Genomic DNA, 17,742 nt, shown 5'->3' with positions numbered 1-17,742 from the left:
TTTTTTCCGCGCAGGGTGTATCAGGGGCCGGGGCGCCTGCTCTTAGGAGTGCAGGACCCCATCGGGGGAGCCGGGGGAACACCGGGGTCTCGGGGGAAGCACGGGGATCCACGGGGGAGGAACGGGAATCGACGGGGGATTCCCGGGGGAACGGGGGATCGGGTCGGTCGGCCGCTGTCACGGGGAGCGACCGGCCGGCCCGAACACACGAACGTCCGCCCCCACCGCGTCAGAAGCGGCCCGAACCGCGGTACAGCTCCAGTTCGCCGTCGAGTTCGACCGCGAGGACCGTGGCGTGCGGGTCGAGGTCGGACCCGGCCGGCGGGTCGATCCACAGCACCCCCACCGCCTCGTGCAGTCCGCCGACGACCCGGTGGGCGAGCTCCGTTCCGGTGCCGAGCACCGTGACCCTGCGGACCCGCGTGACCAGACCGCGGACGCCGATCCCGGCGCGCGGGACGTCGAACAGGGTGAGGTAGAGCGTACGGCGGTCGGCCGAGAGCGTGCTCGGTCCGTAGTGGTGGCCGGCCGGGAGGCCGCGCCCCGTCCCGTACACGGCCTCGGAGTGCTTGCGGATCCACTCCCCCAGCCCCTCCAGGCGCTCGACCTGGGGCTGCGGGACGGTGCCGTCCTCCCGCGGGCCGACGTCGAGCAGCAGGTTGCCGCCCCCGCCGATGGTCTCGGTGAAGTAACGGACCAGCAGGCTGAGCGACTTGTGGTTGTGGTCGTGGTGCCGGTATCCCCACGAGTCGTTGATGGTGAGACACAACTCCCAGGGGCCGTCCGGGGGTTCGACGGGAGCCCCCTGCTCGGGGGTGGCGTAGTCGCCCTCGCCGAGCATCCGGGCGTTGAAGACGACGTCCGGCACGTACGAGCGGATCAGCTCGGCGAGGTCCGTGATGCGCCACTGTTCCGCACTGCGGTCCCACTCGCCGTCGAACCACATCAGGTCGGGTCGGTAGCGGGAGGCCAGCTCCCCGACCTGTCCGTCCCGGTAGGCGATGAACCGGTCCCAGGCCTGGAGGTCCTCGTCCTCGGCCGCGCACTCGGAGTAGCGGTTGTCCTCCAGCTCCGGGGGGCGGCCCGGCTTGCGGGTGGTGGCGTAGTCGGGGTGGTTCCAGTCCGAGTGCGAGTAGTACAGACCGACCTTGAGGCCCTTCTCGCGCAGGGCTTCGGCGTAGCCGGTGAGGTAGTCACGGCCCAGGCCGAGGTCCCCGTACGCGGTGTCCCACAGGGCGACGCCGTCGTGATGGCGGCTGGTGAGGACGGCGTACCTGGCGCCGGCCCGGGCGAAGAGGTCGGCCCAGGCCCTGGGGTCGTAGCGAGCGCCGGTGAAGCGTTCGAGCTGGGACATGTAGCGGTCGTGCGGCACGATGTCGTCGTAGAACGACCAGGACTCCTGGACCCCGTCGACGGCGTAGATCCCCCAGTGGACGAAGATCCCCAACTTGGCTTCGGTGAACCACGGTTGCATCGGCATAGCTGAACTCCTCCGCAGAGCAGGGCACTTCGGTGTGCGGCCGGGGCGGGGGGGGGCGCGGCGTCTGGCCGCGCCCGCCCCCCGGGACTACGTCACAGGCCGGCGGCGGCGCGTTCCAGACGGAGCGTCAGGATCTGGAAGGGACGCAGGGTGACGGCGACGGCTCCGTCCTCTCCGACGGTCGCGGGCTCCAGGGGCCGTTCCAGCAGATCGGTGACCTGGGCTCCGGCGAGCGGGAACCCGGTGCGCAGGGCGCCAGTGGCCCGCCCGCCGCGCGACTCGTAGAGCCGTACGACGACGTCGCCGGACGCGTCGTCGGCGAGCTTCACCGCCTCCACGGTGACGCCCTCGCCGTCCACGGAGACGACCGGCTCGGGAGCGTCGGCCGCCTGCGCCACAAGGAGCGGGAGGTTGAGGGCGTAGCCCTCGGCGACCGCGTCCTCGATGCTCGCGCCCGGGAGCAGCGCGTAGGCGAAGCGGTGCCGGCCCTGGTCCGCCTCCGGGTCGGGGATGCGCGGGGCGCGGACCAGGCTGAGGCGGACGGTGGTGGTCGTGCCGCCGTCCTCGCGGACGGTGCGGGAGACGTCGTGGCCGTAGGTGGAGTCGTTGATGACCGCGACGCCGTAGCCGGGCTCGCCGATGTGCACCCAGCGATGGCCGGAGACCTCGAACCGGGCCGCCTCCCAACTGGTGTTGGTGTGGGTGGGGCGCTGGACGTGGCCGAACTGGATCTCGGCCGAGGAGTGCGGCGCCCGGACGTCGACCGGGAAGGCCGCCTTGAGGATCTTCTCCGCCTCGTGCCAGTCGATGTCGGTCTCGAAGTCGACGCGGGGGCTGCCCGCCCGCAGGGTGATGGTCTGGGTGATCGTCGAGCCCCTGCCGAAGGAGTGCGTGACCCGGATCGCGCCGACGAGCGGGTCCTCCTCGACGACCGTCACCGCGTCCGGCTCCAGCAGGTCGGTGTAGCGGTTCTGGTAGTGCTTGTCGATGTCCCAGGCGTCCCAGTAGTTGGGCAGGTCGGTGTGCAGACGCAGCAGGTTGCCCGGGTCGGCGAGGACTTCGCGGTTCGCCCGCAGATCGAACACGGAGGACAGCGTGCCGTCCTGCGCCACCTGCACCCGGACGAGCCCGTTGTCGAGGACACCGCCGGAGACCGTCACCGGCTGCGCGGGCCGCGCGCCGACGGCCGGCGCGCTGCCGCTCGCGGGCGTCTCGACGTACACCGGCCGGCCCTCGGGCGTGCGGACCACCTCGGCGCGGGCGTACGGGCTGGTGTTGAACACCCGCAGCGAGCCGCCCGGCTGCCCTTCACCGGGCTCGCCGCCGCCGATCGCCGCGATCGCCTCGGCCGTCAGGGTCTCCAGCTCCCGTGCGACACGGGCGTACTCGGCCTCCGCCTCGCGGTGCACCCAGGCGATCGAGGAACCCGGCAGGATGTCGTGGAACTGGTGCAGCAGCACCGTCTTCCACAGGCGGTCCAGCTTCTCGTACGGGTAGGCGTAGCCCGGCGCGTGCAGCGCTGCCGTCGTCGCCCACAACTCCGCCTCGCGCAGCCGGTGTTCACTGCGCCGGTTGCCCTGCTTGGTGCGGGCCTGGGTGGTGTAGGTGGCGCGGTGCAGCTCCAGGTAGAGCTCGCCCACCCAGACGGGCGCGTCCGGGTACTCGGCGCGGGCCTTGGCGAAGAAGGCGTCGGGGTGCTCCACGACGACCTTCGGGGAGCCCTCCAGGTCGGCCAGCCTGCGCGCCCGTTCCATGATCTCGCGGGTGGGGCCGCCGCCGCCGTCGCCCCAGCCGAAGGGGGCCAGGGACCGGGTGCCGGCGCCCTTCTCGGCGTAGTTGCGCACGGCGCGGTCCATCTCCTCGCCGCTGAAGCGCGCGTTGTAGGTGTCGACCGGCGGGAAGTGGGTGAAGATGCGGGTTCCGTCGATGCCCTCCCACCAGAACGTGTGGTGGGGGAACTTGTTGGTCTGGTTCCAGGAGATCTTCTGGGTGAGGAACCACTCGTTGCCGGCGAGCTTGGCGAGCTGCGGGTAGGCGGCGTTGTAGCCGAAGGAGTCCGGCAGCCAGACGCCCTTGGTCTCGATGCCGAAGTGCTCGATGAAGAACCGCTTGCCGTGCACCAGTTGGCGGGCGATGGCCTCGCCGCCGGGCAGGTTGCCGTCGGACTCGACCCACATGCCGCCGACCGGCGCCCACTGTCCCTTCTTCACCGATTCCTGGATCCGGGCCCACACCTGGGGGTAGTTGTCGCGCACCCACTCGTACTGCTGGGCCTGCGAGCACGCGAAGATGAAGTCGTCGTACTCGTCGGCCAGCGAGGTGACGTTGGAGAAGGTGCGGGAGGTCTTGCGCTTGGTCTCGCGGATCGGCCACAGCCAGGCGGAGTCGATGTGCGCGTGGCCGACGCCGGAGATCGTGTGGGCGCTGGCGTGGGCGGGCCTGGCCAGGACGGGGGCGAGCACGTCCCGCACGGCGCGGGCGCTGCCGGAGACGTCGTCCAGGTCGAGGGCGTCCATCGCGCGGTCCAGCGCGTGCATGATCTCGTGGCGGCGCGGCTCGTGGTCGCCGAGGTGGACCATCAGCCCGCGCAGCACCTGCAGGTCGAGGTCGAGGTGCCAGACCTCCTCGTCGAGGACGGCGATGTCGGCACGGCGGAACGTGTACAGGGGACGGTCGCCCGCGGTCAGCACATCGCCCAGCGGGGTGGGCGCGGCGAAGTCGTTGGCCAGGATGTCCGGGTTGGAGGCGGCCTCGACCAGGTAGTCGACGCTCTCCCCGCCGGCGGCCGGGTTGCCGATCGGCACGTACTGGTTGAGCGGGTTGACGGCCTTCAGCGGCGTCCCGTCGGTGAGGTGGACCAGGGCCTCGGCCTGGTTGCCGGGCCAGTCCCCGACGAAGCCGAGGTCGATGACGGCCTCGACGCGCCTGCCGGCCCACTCGGCGGGCACCTGTCCGCGCATCCGGAACCAGGTGGTGCCCCACGGCGGGCCCCACGGGGTGTCCATCGCGAAGGGCTCGTAGGCGGCGGCCGCGGCCTCCGCGAAGGGGACCGGCTCCCCCGGCGCCTGCCAGGCCTCGACCTCGAAGGGCACGGTGGCCGCGTAGATCGCGGGCTTGACGCGCTGGGTGTGGACGCGCTCGACGCGCTCCTCGATGCGGCGGCGTTCGTCATGCATGGGGAATCTCCAGAGAGGGACCACGGAGGGCGGCCCGGGGGCCGGGGGCGAGGCGGCCCGGAGGCCAGGGGCTGGGCAAGCCGCGGGGAAAGCGCTTTCCCTCGCGACGCCTACTTAAGGTACGCCAGCCCTGGATGGACGTCGGTGTAGCCCTCGACCAGCCTGCGGGCCACGTTCACCGAGTCGACCAGCGGATGCAGCGCGAACGCCTTCACGGCCGTCGCGCGCGAGCCGGACCCGGCGGCGGCCAGCACCTCGCGCTCGACGCCCTTGACCGCGCAGACCAGCCCGGTGGCGTGGTCGGGCAGCGGGGCCACGGCGACCGGGTGCGCGCCGTTGGCGTCGACGAGGCAGGGCACCTCGATGACGGCGTCCGTGTCGAGCACCGAGAGGGTGCCCTGGTTGCGGACGTTGAGGATCAGGGTGGTGCGCTCGTCGCGGGCGATGGCCCGCATCAGGGCGAGGGCGACCTTCTCGTAGCCGCCGGAGAGGTCGTCGGCGTCGCGTTCGCCGGCGCCGGCGGTCTCCCGGTTCTCGGCCATGTAGGTGGCCTCGCGTTCGGCCCGGGTGCGCTCCCAGGCGGTCAGCGCCGCGGCGCCGGGCCGCCTCATCTCCTCGTAGAAGCGTGCCTGCTGGTCGGCCAGGAAGGCGCCGCGGGTCTTCTCGGCCTGCTGGTAGGCCCGCACTGCCTCCCGGTTGAAGTAGTAGTAGTGCAGGTACTCGTTGGGGATCGCGCCGAGCGACCGCAACCAGTCGACGCCGAAGAGCTTGCCCTCCTCGAAGGAGCCGAGCAGGTCGGGGTCGGCCAGCAGCCGCGGCAGCTCGTCGCGCCCGGCGACGCGCAGGCCGCGCACCCAGCCGAGGTGGTTGAGTCCCACGTAGTCGATCCACGCCTGCTTCGGATCCGCGCCGAGGACCCGGGCGATGCGGCGGCCCAGACCGACCGGGGAGTCGCAGATGCCGATCACCCGGTCGCCGAGGTGACGGGACATGGCCTCGGTGACGAGTCCCGCCGGGTTGGTGAAGTTGATGACCCAGGCGTCGGGGGCCAGACGGGCCACCCGCCGGGCGATGTCGACGGCGACGGGGACGGTCCGCAGCCCGTAGGCGATGCCCCCGGCGCCGACCGTCTCCTGACCGAGGACGCCTTGCGCGAGGGCCACCCGCTCGTCGTCGGCGCGGCCCCGCAGGCCGCCGACCCGGATCGCCGAGAAGACGAAGTCGGCGCCGCGCAGGGCCGCGTCGAGGTCGGTGGTGGCCGTGACCCGGGGCGCGTCGGGGACGGCGGCCGCCTGCTCGGCCAGCACCCGGGCGACCGCGTTCAGCCGGCCGTCGTCCAGATCGTGCAGCACGACCTCGGTGACGCGGCCCTCGCCGCGGTCCCCCAGGAGCGCCCCGTACACGAGCGGCACCCGGAACCCGCCGCCGCCCAGAATCGTCAGTTTCACGCTCGCACCTTTCCTGCCACGACCACCTCGACGCCCGCCTCCTCGAAGGAGGACCGGGTCGCCGGATCGACCGGCGTGTCCGTCACCACCACGTCGAGGTCCTCGGGACCGCAGACCTTCGCCATTCCCGTCCCCGGGAACTTCGCCGAGTCGGCGAGCAGGACGACCCTGTCACCTGCCTTGATCATGGCTCGTTTCACCGGCACCTCGACGACCGTCGTGTCCATCACCTGCCCGCCCGGACGCACTCCACTGGTGCCGAGGAAGAGCCAGTCGGCGTGCAGCTGGCGCAGGTTGTCCTCGGTGAGGAAGCCGACCAGGGAGCGGTACTCGCGGCGGACCATGCCGCCGAGCAGCACCAGCTCGATGCCCTCGTCGTCGGCGAGTTCCTCGTAGACGACCAGGTTGCTGGTGATCACGGTGAGGCGGCGGCCGTGCATCTGCCGGGCCAGGCGGTAGGCGGTGGTGCCGATGTCGAGGAGCACCGACTGGCCGTCGGCGACCATCGCCGCGGCGCTGGCCGCTATCGCGTCCTTCTCGGCCACGCGCACCTCGGCGACCTCGGCGAAGGGCTGGTCGCCCTCCTCCGCGCGCGCGCCGCCGTGCACCCGGGTCAGCAGACCGTCCTCCTCGAGTTTGACCAGGTCCCGCCTGATCGTGGCGGGGCTCACACCCAGCTGCTCGGAGAGATCGGTCACGGCCGCGGGACCACCGGAGCGCAGGGCCCGCAGGATGAGTTGATGTCGTCGTTCTGCCAGCACGCCATGAACACTACTCGTCATCTTCAATCAAATCCATGCTCACTTCTGCTGAGGTATTGACCAATCTCACGGAGGGGCGCACGATTCCGGTCACAGAAATGAAGATTTCTGACGAGAGGATGTGCGGTGGACGACGACCGGCCCGAGGTGCTGCTCACCGGGCTGCTCTTCTACGACCTGGTCCTCTCGGGCCTCGGCGGACCGCCGACGCCCGGCGAGGAGATCTGGACGACCGGCATGGGCTGCGGCCCCGGCGGCATCGCCAACCTCGCGGTGGCCGCGTCCCGCTTCGGCCTGCGGACCTCGCTGGCCACGGTCTTCGGCGACGACTTCTACGGCGCGCACTGCCACGACGCCCTCGCCCGCCAGGAGGGCGTGGACCTCTCCCTCTCGCGTACGGCGCCGGGCTGGCACACGCCGGTCACCGTCGCCCTCGCACAGGGCCACGACCGGGCCCTGGTCACCCACGGCCAGGAACCGCCGTACTCGCAGGACGTGCTGATGGGCGACCCGCCCGAGGCGCGCACCGCCCTCGTGCACCTGGAGGCCGAACCGCGCGCATGGCTCGCCAAGGCGGCCGCGAACGGCACGCAGATCTACGCCGACGTCGGCTGGGACCCCACCCAGGAGTGGTCCACCGGCCTGCTGGAGCAGCTCGCCCTGTGCCACGCCTTCCTCCCCAACGAGACCGAGGCGATGGCGTACACCCGCACCGACACCGCGGTCGCCGCCCTCGGCACGCTGGCGGAACTGGTGCCGGTGGCCGTGGTCACCCGGGGCGCCGACGGCGCGATCGCGGTCGACCAGGCGACCGGGGAGTACGCGGAGGTCCCCGCCCTGGACATGGACGTCCTGGACGCGACGGGCGCCGGCGACGTGTTCGGCGCCGCCTTCGTCGCGGCCTCGCTCGGCGGCTGGCCGCTGGTGGAACGGCTGCGGTTCGCGGTCCTGGCAGCCGGACTCTCCGTCCAGCACCACGGCGGTGCGCCGGCGGCCCCCGGCTGGTACGGCGTCGCACGCTGGTGGCGCTCGCTGAGCGACCCCGACCTCAGGCGGGCGTACGGCTTCCTGGCCGACCGCATCCCCGCGGACGTGGGCCCGCCCGTACGCCACGCCCCGCTCACCCCGCCCGTGCTGCGGTCCTGACCCGCACCTCCCCGGCAGGACGCCCCCCACGCATGCCCCCCTCGAAGTGCACCTCGTCCGCGAAGACGTGAACAGAACCGAAAGGCGGTGGGAGCTGTGCGGCTCTCACGAAGAGGCCTGCTGCGCGCGAGCCTGGCCGGCACGGCCGCGACGGCGCTGGGCGGCCTGGCGACCGGCTGCGCCGTCCCGACCGGCTCCACCGGCCGGAACATGGTCCTGTGGTACTGGGACGGCGGCCTCGGCGACACCGTCGTCAAGAACGCCAGGGCCCGCTACGACGGGTCGGTCGACCTCAGGGCCGTCAAGATCGGCGGCTACTACCGGTCCAAGCTGATCACCACGATGGCCGGGCGCGCGCACGTCCCCGACATCGCCGGGCTCAAGGGCGAGGACATGGCGTCCTATCTGCCCAACGCCGACCAGTTCGTGGATCTGCGCACCCTGGGCGCGGAGCAGCACAAGGGCCGGTACCTGCCGTGGAAGTGGGACCAGGGCATCGCCGACGACGGCACGATGGTCGGATTCCCGATCGACTGCGGCCCGGTCGCGCACCTCTACCAGTACGCGGTCTTCCGCGAGGCGGGCCTGCCCTACGAGCCCGACGACGTCTCCCGGGAACTGAACACCTGGGAGAAGTTCTTCGCCGCGGGCGAGCGCCTCGGACGGCGGATCCCGGGGACCTCGCTGTTGACCGACGTCAACAGCGTCTTCGAGAACGTGGTGCAACAGGGCAGCAGGCGGTACGTCGACAAGGACCGCAACTTCATCGGCGACCAGGAGCACGTGCGCGACGCCTGGGCGCTCGCCGTCGAGGCCAAGCAGCGCAACATCGTCTCCAACCTCGTCAACGGCACCCCGGACCAGCTGTCGGCCGTGGAGGACGGCAAGCTGCCGAGCCAGCTGGGCGCCTCCTGGGCCACCAGCGACCTCAAGAACGGCGTGCCGAGGACGAAGGGCCGGTGGCGGGTGGCCGACATGCCCGTGCGGCCCTCCAACAACGGCGGCTCGTTCCTGTCGATCACCAAGGCGTGCCGCGAGCCCGAACAGGCCTTCCGGATCATCAGCTGGATGCTCGACGCGGGCAACCAGGCACAGGGCTTCGTCGACGCCGGGCTCTTCCCCTCCACCCCCGCCTCCTACGGCCTGAAGCAGGTCCGTGAACCCGACCCCTTCTTCGGCGGCCAGGTCACGATGGACGTCTTCGGGCCCGCCGCGCAGAAGATCGCGGTCGCCTACAACAGCCCCTTCGACGTGGCCCTCGGACAGCCCATCAAGGACGAGATCAAGAACGTCGGCGTCCTCGGCAAGGACCCGAAACAGGCCTGGAGTGACGCCATGAGCACATGCCGGCGCATCGCGAAGCACCTGGGGGTGAGCTACTGATGGCCACGCTCCCCGCGCTGGAGAAGCCCCCGGCCGTCGTGACGCAGACACCCGTCACGCGGCCCCGAAGAGCCTTCCGCACGTACTGGCACCTCTACGCCGCGATCTCCCCCTTCTATCTGCTCTTCCTCTGCTTCGGCCTGATCCCCGTCGGCTTCTCCCTGTACCTCTCCCTGCACCGCTGGGACGGCCTGGGCTCGATGGAGTGGGCGGGGCTCTCGCAGTACCAGTACCTGCTGGGCGACTCCGAGTTCTGGAACTCGATCGGCACCACGATCGTCATCTGGGCGCTGGCCACCTTCCCCATGATCTTCCTGGCGATGGTGACGGCCGTGATGCTCAACTCCGCGGTCCGTTTCAGAAACCTCTACCGCTTCGCCTACTTCCTGCCGAACGTCACCTCGGTCGTGGCGATCGCGATCATCTTCGGCTCGGTCTTCTCCACCAACTTCGGTCTGGTGAACGCTTTCCTGCAGGCCGTCGGTCTCGACCAGATCGCCTGGCTGAACACGCCCTGGGGCATCAGGATCGCCATCGCGACGCTGATGACCTGGCAGTGGACCGGTTACAACGCGATCATCTTCCTCGCCGGCCTGCAGACCGTCCCGAGCGAGCTCTACGAGGCGGCGCGGATGGACGGCGCGGGTCCCGTGCAGACCTTCTTCCGGATCACGCTGCCGATGATGCGTCCGGTACTGCTGTTCGTGCTCGTCGTGTCGACGGTGACCGGCCTGCAGAGCTTCTCCGAACCCCAGGTGCTGCTGCAGAACACCTCGAACGACTCGACCTTCTCGGGCGGTCCGGGTCACGCCGGCCGGACGATGGTCCTCTACTTCTTCCAGCAGACCTTCGACAACAACGACTTCGGCTACGGCGCCGCCGTGGCATGGGGCATCTTCCTCGTCGTCGTCCTCTTCTCGATCATCAACTGGCGTCTGGTGCAGCGCCGGGGCGAAGACTAGGGAGGCCCGCACACCATGGCATCCATCCAAGGAAACCGGCTCCGCCGTACCCGGGGCGTCGAAGGCTCCCGCCGCAGGGGGATCGCGCTGCACGCCGTCCTCGTCCTGGGCGTCCTGCTCTCGGCCTTCCCGTTCTACTGGGCCGTGATCATGTCGACGCACACGTCGTCGGAGATCTTCTCCTACCCGCCCAAGCTGCTGCCGGGCACACACTTCCTGGAGAACGTCCGCAACCTCTTCGACAACATCGACTTCTTCGGCTCGATGGTCAACTCGCTGCTGGTGGCGGGGTCGGTGACGTTCCTGGTCCTGTTCTTCGACTCATTGGCGGCCTTCGTCTTCGCCAAGTTCGCGTTTCCCGGCAAGCGGTTGCTGTTCGTGTTGCTCATGTTCATCTTCATGGTCCCGGCGCAGCTGCAGGCCATCCCCCAGTTCGTCATCATGGCCAAGCTCGGCTGGATCGGCTCGATGACCTCGCTGGTCGTGCCGGCGGCCGCCAACGCGTTCGGCATCTTCTGGATGCGCCAGTACATGCGGGGCGCGATCCACGACGAGCTGCTGGACGCCTCCCGCATCGACGGCGCGCACTTCCTGCGCCAGTACTGGCACGTGGCCCTCCCCGTCGTCCGGCCGGGCCTCGCCTTCCTCGGCATCTTCACCTTCATGGGCCAGTGGAACGACTACGCCTGGCCCCTGATCGCCCTCACCAACCCCGACAACGTGACCCTCCAGGTCGCCCTGTCCCAGCTCAACGGCACCCACGGAACCACGGACTACGGAATGGTCATGACCGGCGCGCTGCTCGCCCTCGTCCCGCTGCTGATCGTGTTCGCGATCGGCGCCCGCCAGATCATCGGGGACCTCGCCAAGGGAGCGATCAAGTGACGGACCCCCTGCTGGCGCTGCGCCCCTGGAAGGCCCCCGAGCTGACCTCCTGGGGGCGGCTGCCCATGAACGCCGTCGACCGGCGCACCGGAGCACACTCCCTGGACGGCGACTGGCGTTTCCAGTTGCTGCCCGCTCCCGACGCGCCGGTCGGCGGTGCGTGGTCCCCGGCGGCCGTCCCCGGCGTGTGGACCATGCAGGACACCGACGACCTTCCGCAGTACCTGAACATCCGCATGCCGTTCGCGGAGTTCCCTCCGCTGTCGCCCGCCGGGAATCCGACGGGCGTCTACGAGCGCGGGATCGACGTCCCCGCCGAGTGGGCCGGGCGGCGGATCGTGCTGCAGGTCGGGGCCGCCGAGAGCGTGCTGCTGGTGCACGTGGACGGGCGGCCGGTCGGCATCTCCAAGGACTCCCATCTGGCGGCCGAGTTCGACCTCTCCGACGTGGTGCGCCCCGGCGCGCGGTCCGTCGTGCGGCTGACGGTCGTCAAGTGGTCGGACGCCTCCCACATCGAGGACCAGGACCACTGGTGGCACGGCGGTGTCACCCGCTCGGTGCTGCTCTACGCCACCGAGCGCCTGCATCTGGCCGACGTGACCGTGCGGGCGTCGGCCGACGGGGAACTGCGGGTCGACTGCCGGGTGCGGGACACGGACGGGGCTCTGCCCGAGGGGTGGTACGTCAGCGGGGAGCTGGACGGGCTGCCGCTGGCGCAGGACGCGCGGTTCGACCTGGCCAACGCCGAGGACGACCGCGTCTCCGCGTTCCTGGGCGAGGCCCGGCTGCACGCGCGGGTGCCCGAGGTGCGCACCTGGACCGCCGAGACGCCCGAGCTGTACGGCCTCACGGTGCGGCTGCACCGCGCGGACGGTGCGGTCGCCGACACCTCCCGGCACCGCGTCGGCTTCCGCGACGTGACGATCGTCGGCCGGGACCTGCTGGTCAACGGCGAGCGGATCTTCATCCGGGGCGTCAACCGCCACGACTTCCACCCGCTGACCGGACGGACCGTGACCCAGGAGGACATGCGGGCCGACCTGGTGCTGCTGAAGCGGTTCGGATTCAACGCGATCCGCACCGCGCACTACCCGAACGACCCCGCCCTGTACGACCTCGCCGACGAACTCGGCTTCTACGTCGTGGACGAGGCGGACATCGAGTCCCACGACCACGCGCACGAGATCGCCGACGACCCGCGCTATCTGAACGCCTTCGTCGACCGGGTCTCGCGGATGGTGCTGCGGGACAAGAACCACCCGTCGGTCATCGTCTGGTCGCTGGGCAACGAGTCCGACTACGGCGCGAACCACGACGCGGCCGCGGGCTGGGTCCGGCGTCACGACCCGACCCGGCCGCTGCAGTACGAAGGGGCCGCCAAACGCGGCTGGGCGGACCCGCGGGTCGCCTCCGACATCGCCTGCCCGATGTACGCGCCGCTGGAGGACTGCGTGGCGCACGCGCTGTCCGGGCAGCAGACCAAGCCGCTCATCCAGTGCGAGTACTCGCACGCCATGGGCAACAGCAACGGCACGCTGGCCGACCACTGGGCCGCCATCGAGGCCACCCCGGGTCTTCAGGGCGGGTTCATCTGGGAGTTCTGGGACCACGGCATCCTCCAGGATGTGAACGACGGAAGACCGGTCGGGCGTGGGGGCGCCGGACTCTATGACAACGGTGTCGCCGCGCCCGGTCACCGCTGGGCGTACGGCGGCGACTTCGGCGAGAAGGACCACGACGGCGCGTTCATCGCCGACGGCGTCGTCCTGCCGGACCGCACTCCGAAACCGGTGATGTACGAGCACCGCGAACTCGCCGCGCCGCTGCGGCTGCAGGGCTTCCGGCACGAGGGGCTCGTCCTCTCCAACCACCAGCACTTCCGCGGCCTGGAGTGGCTCGCCGGCGAGTGGGAGCTGTCGCTCGCCCACGGCGGGACGCTCACCGCGGCCGCCGAGCTGCCCGATCTACGGCCGGGCGAGACGACCGTGGTGCCGCTGCCGTTCGAACTGCCGGCGGACGGCGGCGAGGCCTGGCTGACGCTGCGGGTGACGACCGCGGAGGATCTGCCGTGGGCGCCGCGCGGCACACAGGTGTGCGCGCCGCAGGTACGGCTGCGGGCGGCCGTGCCGGCCGAGGAGCCGGTGGGCACCGGACGCATCGAGGTCGACGCCGACGGGCTGCTCGTCCACCCGCTGCTGACCGCCGCGCCCGCCCTGTCGCTGTGGCGGGCGCCCACCGACAACGACGAGCTGGGCGGGATGGCCCTGCGCTGGCGGACCTGGGGCCTGGACGCCCTCGTGCGCAAGCTGCTCTCGGTCCGCCAGGAGGGCGACGGGGTGACCGTGCTCTCCGAGTACGCCGGTACCGCGGGCGTCGTCCGGCACCGGCAGGTGTTCACCCCGGTCGAGGGCGGGGTGCGCGTCGAGGAACAGGCCGAGCTGCCCGAGGAGTTCGACGACGTGGCGCGGGTCGGCTCGGTCTTCGAGACGGTCGCGGGGCTCGACCTGCTGGAGTGGTTCGGGCAGGGCCCCTGGGAGTCGTACCCCGACCGCAGCTGCGGTGCGCCGGTGGGCCACCACTCCGTCCCGGTCGACGAACTGTTCACCCCCTACCTGCGTCCGCAGGAGAGCGGCGGCCGGCACGGGGTGCGGCGCTTCACGCTCTCGGCGCCGGACTCCACCGGCCTCGCCGTCACGCTGGACGAGCCGCGCCAGGTCTCCGTCACGCGGTACCGCGCCGAGGACCTGGCCGCCGTCGCCCACCACGACGAACTCGTCCCGCGCGCCGGCTGCGTGGTGCACCTCGACGCGGCGCACCGCGGCCTCGGCACGGCCTCGTGCGGGCCCGACACCTTCCCCTCCTACCTCGTCGCACCGGGCGTCCACCGCTGGAGCTGGACCCTGCGCGTTCTTTGAACCCCCTTTCCCAGCAACGGACTTCCCACGGAGCACACGTGTGTACTTCGCATGCCCACGATCAGGGCGAGGCCGCGCAGGCCGGCGCCGCACGACGCGGATTCCTGCGGGCCACCGCGCTGCTCGGCGCCGCCGCCACGGCCGGCCTCGCGCTGCCGGCCACCGCGGAGGGGGCCACCGGCGAGGCGGCGTCCGCCAGGTGGCGCCCCGACCCCGACAGCCGACGCTTCACACTCGCCGTCATGCCGGACACGCAGTACCTCTTCGACGGCCCGAGCATCGACAGGGCTCCCGTCGAGGCGTCGCTGCGCTACCTGCTCGAGCACGGCAGGGACGAGAACATCGTGTTCCTGTCCCATCTGGGCGACCTCACCCAGAACGGGACGAAGGACGAAGTCGGCGCGATCGGCGAGGCGTTCGGGCTGCTCGACCGGAGCGGGGTCGGCTACAGCGTCCTGGCGGGCAACCACGACGTGAAGTCCTCGACGACCGACCAGCGCGGCGCGAGCCCGTACCTGGACGCCTTCGGTCCGCGGCGCTTCCGGGGGAAGCCCACCTTCGCCGGGGCCTCCCCCGACGGCTACAACACCTTCCATCTGTTCCGGGCGGCCGGGCGGGAGTGGATGGTGCTGGCACTGGACTGGCGGCTGTCGGACCAGGGCCACGCCTGGGCCGCCGACGTCCTGGCCCGGCATCCGAGGACGCCCGTCGTGCTGACCACGCACGAGCTGGTCGCGGCGGACGACTCCCTGTCGGCCTACGGGCAGCAGCTGTGGGACCGGCTGATCGAGGAGCACGACCAGATCTTCCTCACGCTCAACGGCCACTACTGGCCCGCGGGCCGGGCGACGCGCAGGAACGCGGCCGGGCACGACGTCCACCTTCACCTGACGAACTATCAGAACCGGTACTTCGGCGGTGCGGCGATGATCCGCCTCTACCGCTTCGACCTCGACCGCAACGTCATCGACGTGGAGACGGTCTCCCCGTGGATCCTCGGCCGGGCCGCGAAGGGGCTCAACGAGCTGGAGCGGCAGGAGATCGAACTGAGCGGGGACGCCGACCGGTTCTCGGTCGACATCGACTTCACGACCCGCTTCGCCGGATTCGACCCGACGCCCGCGCGTCCCGCCCGCCCCGCCGCGAAGGTCGTCGTCCCCGGCACGGTCGCGTACTGGCGCTTCGACGGGCACGCCGACGGCACGACCGTGTCCGGCGCCGTGCGCGACCTGTCCGGGCACGGCAACGATCTCACTCTCGTCACGGTCGGCGGGGGCGCCCTGACCTGGTCGTCCGACCACCACCCCGACCAGCCCGGGCACGGCAGCCTGGAGTTCCAGGGCTTCAAGTCCCCGTTGAGGGGCGCCTACCTGCGTACGGTCGACGGCGCTCCGCTCAATGCGGCGACGTTCAGGAGCGGTTACACCATCGAGGCGTTCTACCGGCTCCCCGCCGACTGGGACCCCGCGCACCACGCCTGGTCGGGCCTGGTCGGCCGGACGGGCACGGGCGGGGCCGCGGGCCGGACCGGCGACGACCCCGACGAGCCGCTCGCCACCCTCTCCCTGTCCGACGACCGGGAGCCGCAGTGGGCGGTGCGCCCGCTGAACCAGGAGGGCATCGCCACCAACTGGGGCCAGGAGACCCCGCTGGAGACCTGGTGGCACGTCGCGGTCGTCAACGACGGCGGGCACAGCACGCTGTTCGTGGAGGGCTGCCCCGTCGTGCGCAACCCGAAGGCGGCGGCCGTCGGCATCGCCTCCGTCGGGCTGCCGTGGCTGCTCGGCGGCTACGAGTACGGAGGACGGATCGACCAGATCCTGCACGGGCGCCTCGGCGACGTCCGCATCGTCGCACGGGCGCTGCCCGTGACGTCCTTCATGAACCACTGACTCCCTTCGCGAGGAACATCATGACCGAGCAGCAGCTGCCCGTCTGGGCCGATCCGGCGGTCTCCCCCGCCGACCTCGACGCCCAGGGCGTGTCGAGACGTCAACTCCTGCGTCGCGCCGGTCTGTTCGGCGCGGCGTTCGCGCTGGGCGGGACGGCCGCCCCGGCCGTCGCGGCCACCGGCGGCCGGGGCCCCGGCGGTGAGGACCCGTGCCTTGCCTACCTCGTCGGCGACCACCACGTGCACTCCGTGTACAGCCACGACGCGAAGTACACGTTCTCCCAGCAGGCGCGGGCCGCCGCCCGGTACGGCCTGGACTGGATGGTGTTCAACGAGCACTCCAACTTCGGGCACGCCCGCTACGGCGCCGCGCTGGAGCACGAGGAGATCCTCGAGGCACGGGCGGAGAACCCGCGCCAGCTGATCTTCCAGGGCCTGGAGTGGTACATCCCGGCCGCCGAGCACTGCACGGTGTTCGCCGCGCCCGGTCCGCACGAGGTGGACCTGCTCACGCGGTTCGAGCTCGCCTACGACGGGAAGCTCCTGGGCTACACCGAGGGCGCCGCCGGCGCGGCCGACACCGCCCGCAACGAGGCCCATGCCGTCAAGGCCCTCAAGTGGCTGGCTGAGCAGCGCCGCACCGGTTACGTCGACGACGTCCTGGTCCTCGCCAACCATCCCCTTCGCCTCGGCATCGACTCGCCGCACGAGATGCGCAACTGGCGCGACGCGGCGCCCGAGATCATGGTCGGCATGGAGGGCGCGCCCGGCGCCCAGGGCGCGGCGATCCCCGGCTGGCGAGGGAGCACCTCGATCCGCGGCGAGTACGAGAACAAGCCGTCGGCGCAGTCCTGGGCGGGCTATCCGGCGGACGCCTATCTCACGTACGGCGGCTTCGACTGGGCGACCGCCACCGTCGGCGGTCTGTGGGACTCGATGCTGGCCGAGGGCCGACTGTTCTCCGTCACCACCAACTCCGACAACCACCGGACCGTCTTCGACACCTGGAAGAACGGCGACTGGCCGGCCGGGCAGAACTTCGACAGCACCGGCAGGCTGCCGGACCCGGTGAACACCGACACCCCCCAGCCGGGCAGCGACTTCTGGCCCGGTCAGTTCAGCCGCACCCACGTGGGCGTCACCCGGTACGGCTACCGGGCGGTGATGACGGGGCTGCGCGAGGGCCGCGTGTGGCTCGACCACGGGCATCTGCTCGACGGGCTCGAGGTCCGGCTGCGGCGGGAGCACGGCGGCGGGCGGGGCGTCACGCTCGGCGGCAGGCTGCGGGTCCGCCGGGGCGAGAAGCTCACCCTGGACATCACCGTAACGACCGCCTCCCGGCCCAACCCCCACGGGATCCTGCCGGAGTTGGCGCATGTGGACGTGATCCGGGGCGCGGTGCGCGGCGCGGTGTCCGACCGCGACGCGTGGCGGGCGCCCGACACGAGGGTCGTCCGCACGACGGACGTGAGCGGCCGCACGGGGACGTTCACCCTGCGCGTCCCCCTCGGGGTGGGCGACGAGTCGTTCTACGTCCGCCTTCGGGGCAGCGACGGCAACCGGAACGGAGCCGGGTACCTGGGTGCGTCGGTCGACCCGCACGGCCCGGTCCCGCACGAGCCGGGCAACGGCGACCCGTGGGCCGACACCTGGTTCTACTCCAACCCGATCTTCGTGGACGTCGTCGGCTGAATC

The 17,742-nt window shown here is 71.4% G+C and carries 11 protein-coding genes; 7 read left to right on the top strand and 4 right to left on the bottom strand.

Features of this window, described 5'->3' with window-relative positions:
• Positions 1-229 precede the first annotated feature (229 nt).
• The 4 genes from ACZ7DE_RS14360 to ACZ7DE_RS14345 all read right to left on the bottom strand — a co-directional run bounded on the left by ACZ7DE_RS14360 (position 230) and on the right by ACZ7DE_RS14345 (position 6,865).
• The gene (locus tag ACZ7DE_RS14360; protein WP_470760900.1) at positions 230-1,480 is read right to left on the bottom strand and encodes an alpha-L-fucosidase; all 1,251 of its coding nucleotides are present in this window, start codon (positions 1,478-1,480) and stop codon (positions 230-232) included.
• A gap of 92 nt (positions 1,481-1,572) precedes the next feature.
• Positions 1,573-4,656 carry an alpha-mannosidase gene (locus ACZ7DE_RS14355; protein WP_470760898.1) on the bottom strand — a complete coding sequence of 1,028 codons (3,084 nt, stop codon included), beginning with the start codon at positions 4,654-4,656 and terminating at the stop codon, positions 1,573-1,575.
• 110 nt (positions 4,657-4,766) lie between these two features.
• Complete coding sequence (locus tag ACZ7DE_RS14350; RefSeq protein WP_470760896.1) at positions 4,767-6,104, bottom strand: 6-phospho-beta-glucosidase; 1,338 nt, start codon at positions 6,102-6,104, stop codon at positions 4,767-4,769.
• On the bottom strand, positions 6,101-6,865 hold the full coding sequence (locus ACZ7DE_RS14345) for a DeoR/GlpR family DNA-binding transcription regulator (protein ID WP_470760894.1): 765 nt from the start codon (positions 6,863-6,865) through the stop codon (positions 6,101-6,103). Before ACZ7DE_RS14345 ends, ACZ7DE_RS14350 begins: the two co-directional genes overlap by 4 nt.
• A 126-nt stretch (positions 6,866-6,991) precedes the next feature.
• Between ACZ7DE_RS14345 and ACZ7DE_RS14340 the strand changes: the two genes are divergently transcribed.
• The 7 genes from ACZ7DE_RS14340 to ACZ7DE_RS14310 all read left to right on the top strand — a co-directional run bounded on the left by ACZ7DE_RS14340 (position 6,992) and on the right by ACZ7DE_RS14310 (position 17,739).
• Positions 6,992-8,011, top strand: a complete 1,020-nt coding sequence (locus ACZ7DE_RS14340) for a carbohydrate kinase family protein (RefSeq protein WP_470760892.1) — start codon at positions 6,992-6,994, stop codon at positions 8,009-8,011.
• 96 nt (positions 8,012-8,107) lie between these two features.
• Positions 8,108-9,394, top strand: a complete 1,287-nt coding sequence (locus ACZ7DE_RS14335) for an ABC transporter substrate-binding protein (protein ID WP_470760890.1) — start codon at positions 8,108-8,110, stop codon at positions 9,392-9,394.
• Positions 9,394-10,356 carry a carbohydrate ABC transporter permease gene (locus tag ACZ7DE_RS14330; RefSeq protein ID WP_470760888.1) on the top strand — a complete coding sequence of 321 codons (963 nt, stop codon included), beginning with the start codon at positions 9,394-9,396 and terminating at the stop codon, positions 10,354-10,356. Before ACZ7DE_RS14335 ends, ACZ7DE_RS14330 begins: the two co-directional genes overlap by 1 nt.
• Before the next feature lie 15 nt (positions 10,357-10,371).
• The gene (locus tag ACZ7DE_RS14325) at positions 10,372-11,241 is read left to right on the top strand and encodes a carbohydrate ABC transporter permease (protein WP_470760886.1); all 870 of its coding nucleotides are present in this window, start codon (positions 10,372-10,374) and stop codon (positions 11,239-11,241) included.
• Positions 11,238-14,156, top strand: a complete 2,919-nt coding sequence (locus ACZ7DE_RS14320) for a glycoside hydrolase family 2 TIM barrel-domain containing protein (RefSeq protein ID WP_470760884.1) — start codon at positions 11,238-11,240, stop codon at positions 14,154-14,156. The genes ACZ7DE_RS14325 and ACZ7DE_RS14320 overlap by 4 nt, the downstream gene beginning before the upstream one ends.
• Positions 14,157-14,194: 38 nt before the next feature.
• Positions 14,195-16,048: a LamG-like jellyroll fold domain-containing protein gene (locus ACZ7DE_RS14315; RefSeq protein WP_470760883.1), complete on the top strand. Its 1,854-nt coding sequence runs from the start codon at positions 14,195-14,197 to the stop codon at positions 16,046-16,048.
• Positions 16,049-16,068: 20 nt separating this feature from the next.
• Positions 16,069-17,739: a histidinol-phosphatase gene (locus ACZ7DE_RS14310; RefSeq protein WP_470760881.1), complete on the top strand. Its 1,671-nt coding sequence runs from the start codon at positions 16,069-16,071 to the stop codon at positions 17,737-17,739.
• The last annotated feature ends 3 nt before the right edge of the window (positions 17,740-17,742 follow it).

Source organism: Streptomyces sp. NPDC037083, assembly GCF_055606485.1.
Note: the sequence above shows the minus strand (reverse complement) of the source record. Positions and strands in the feature narration are given on the sequence as shown.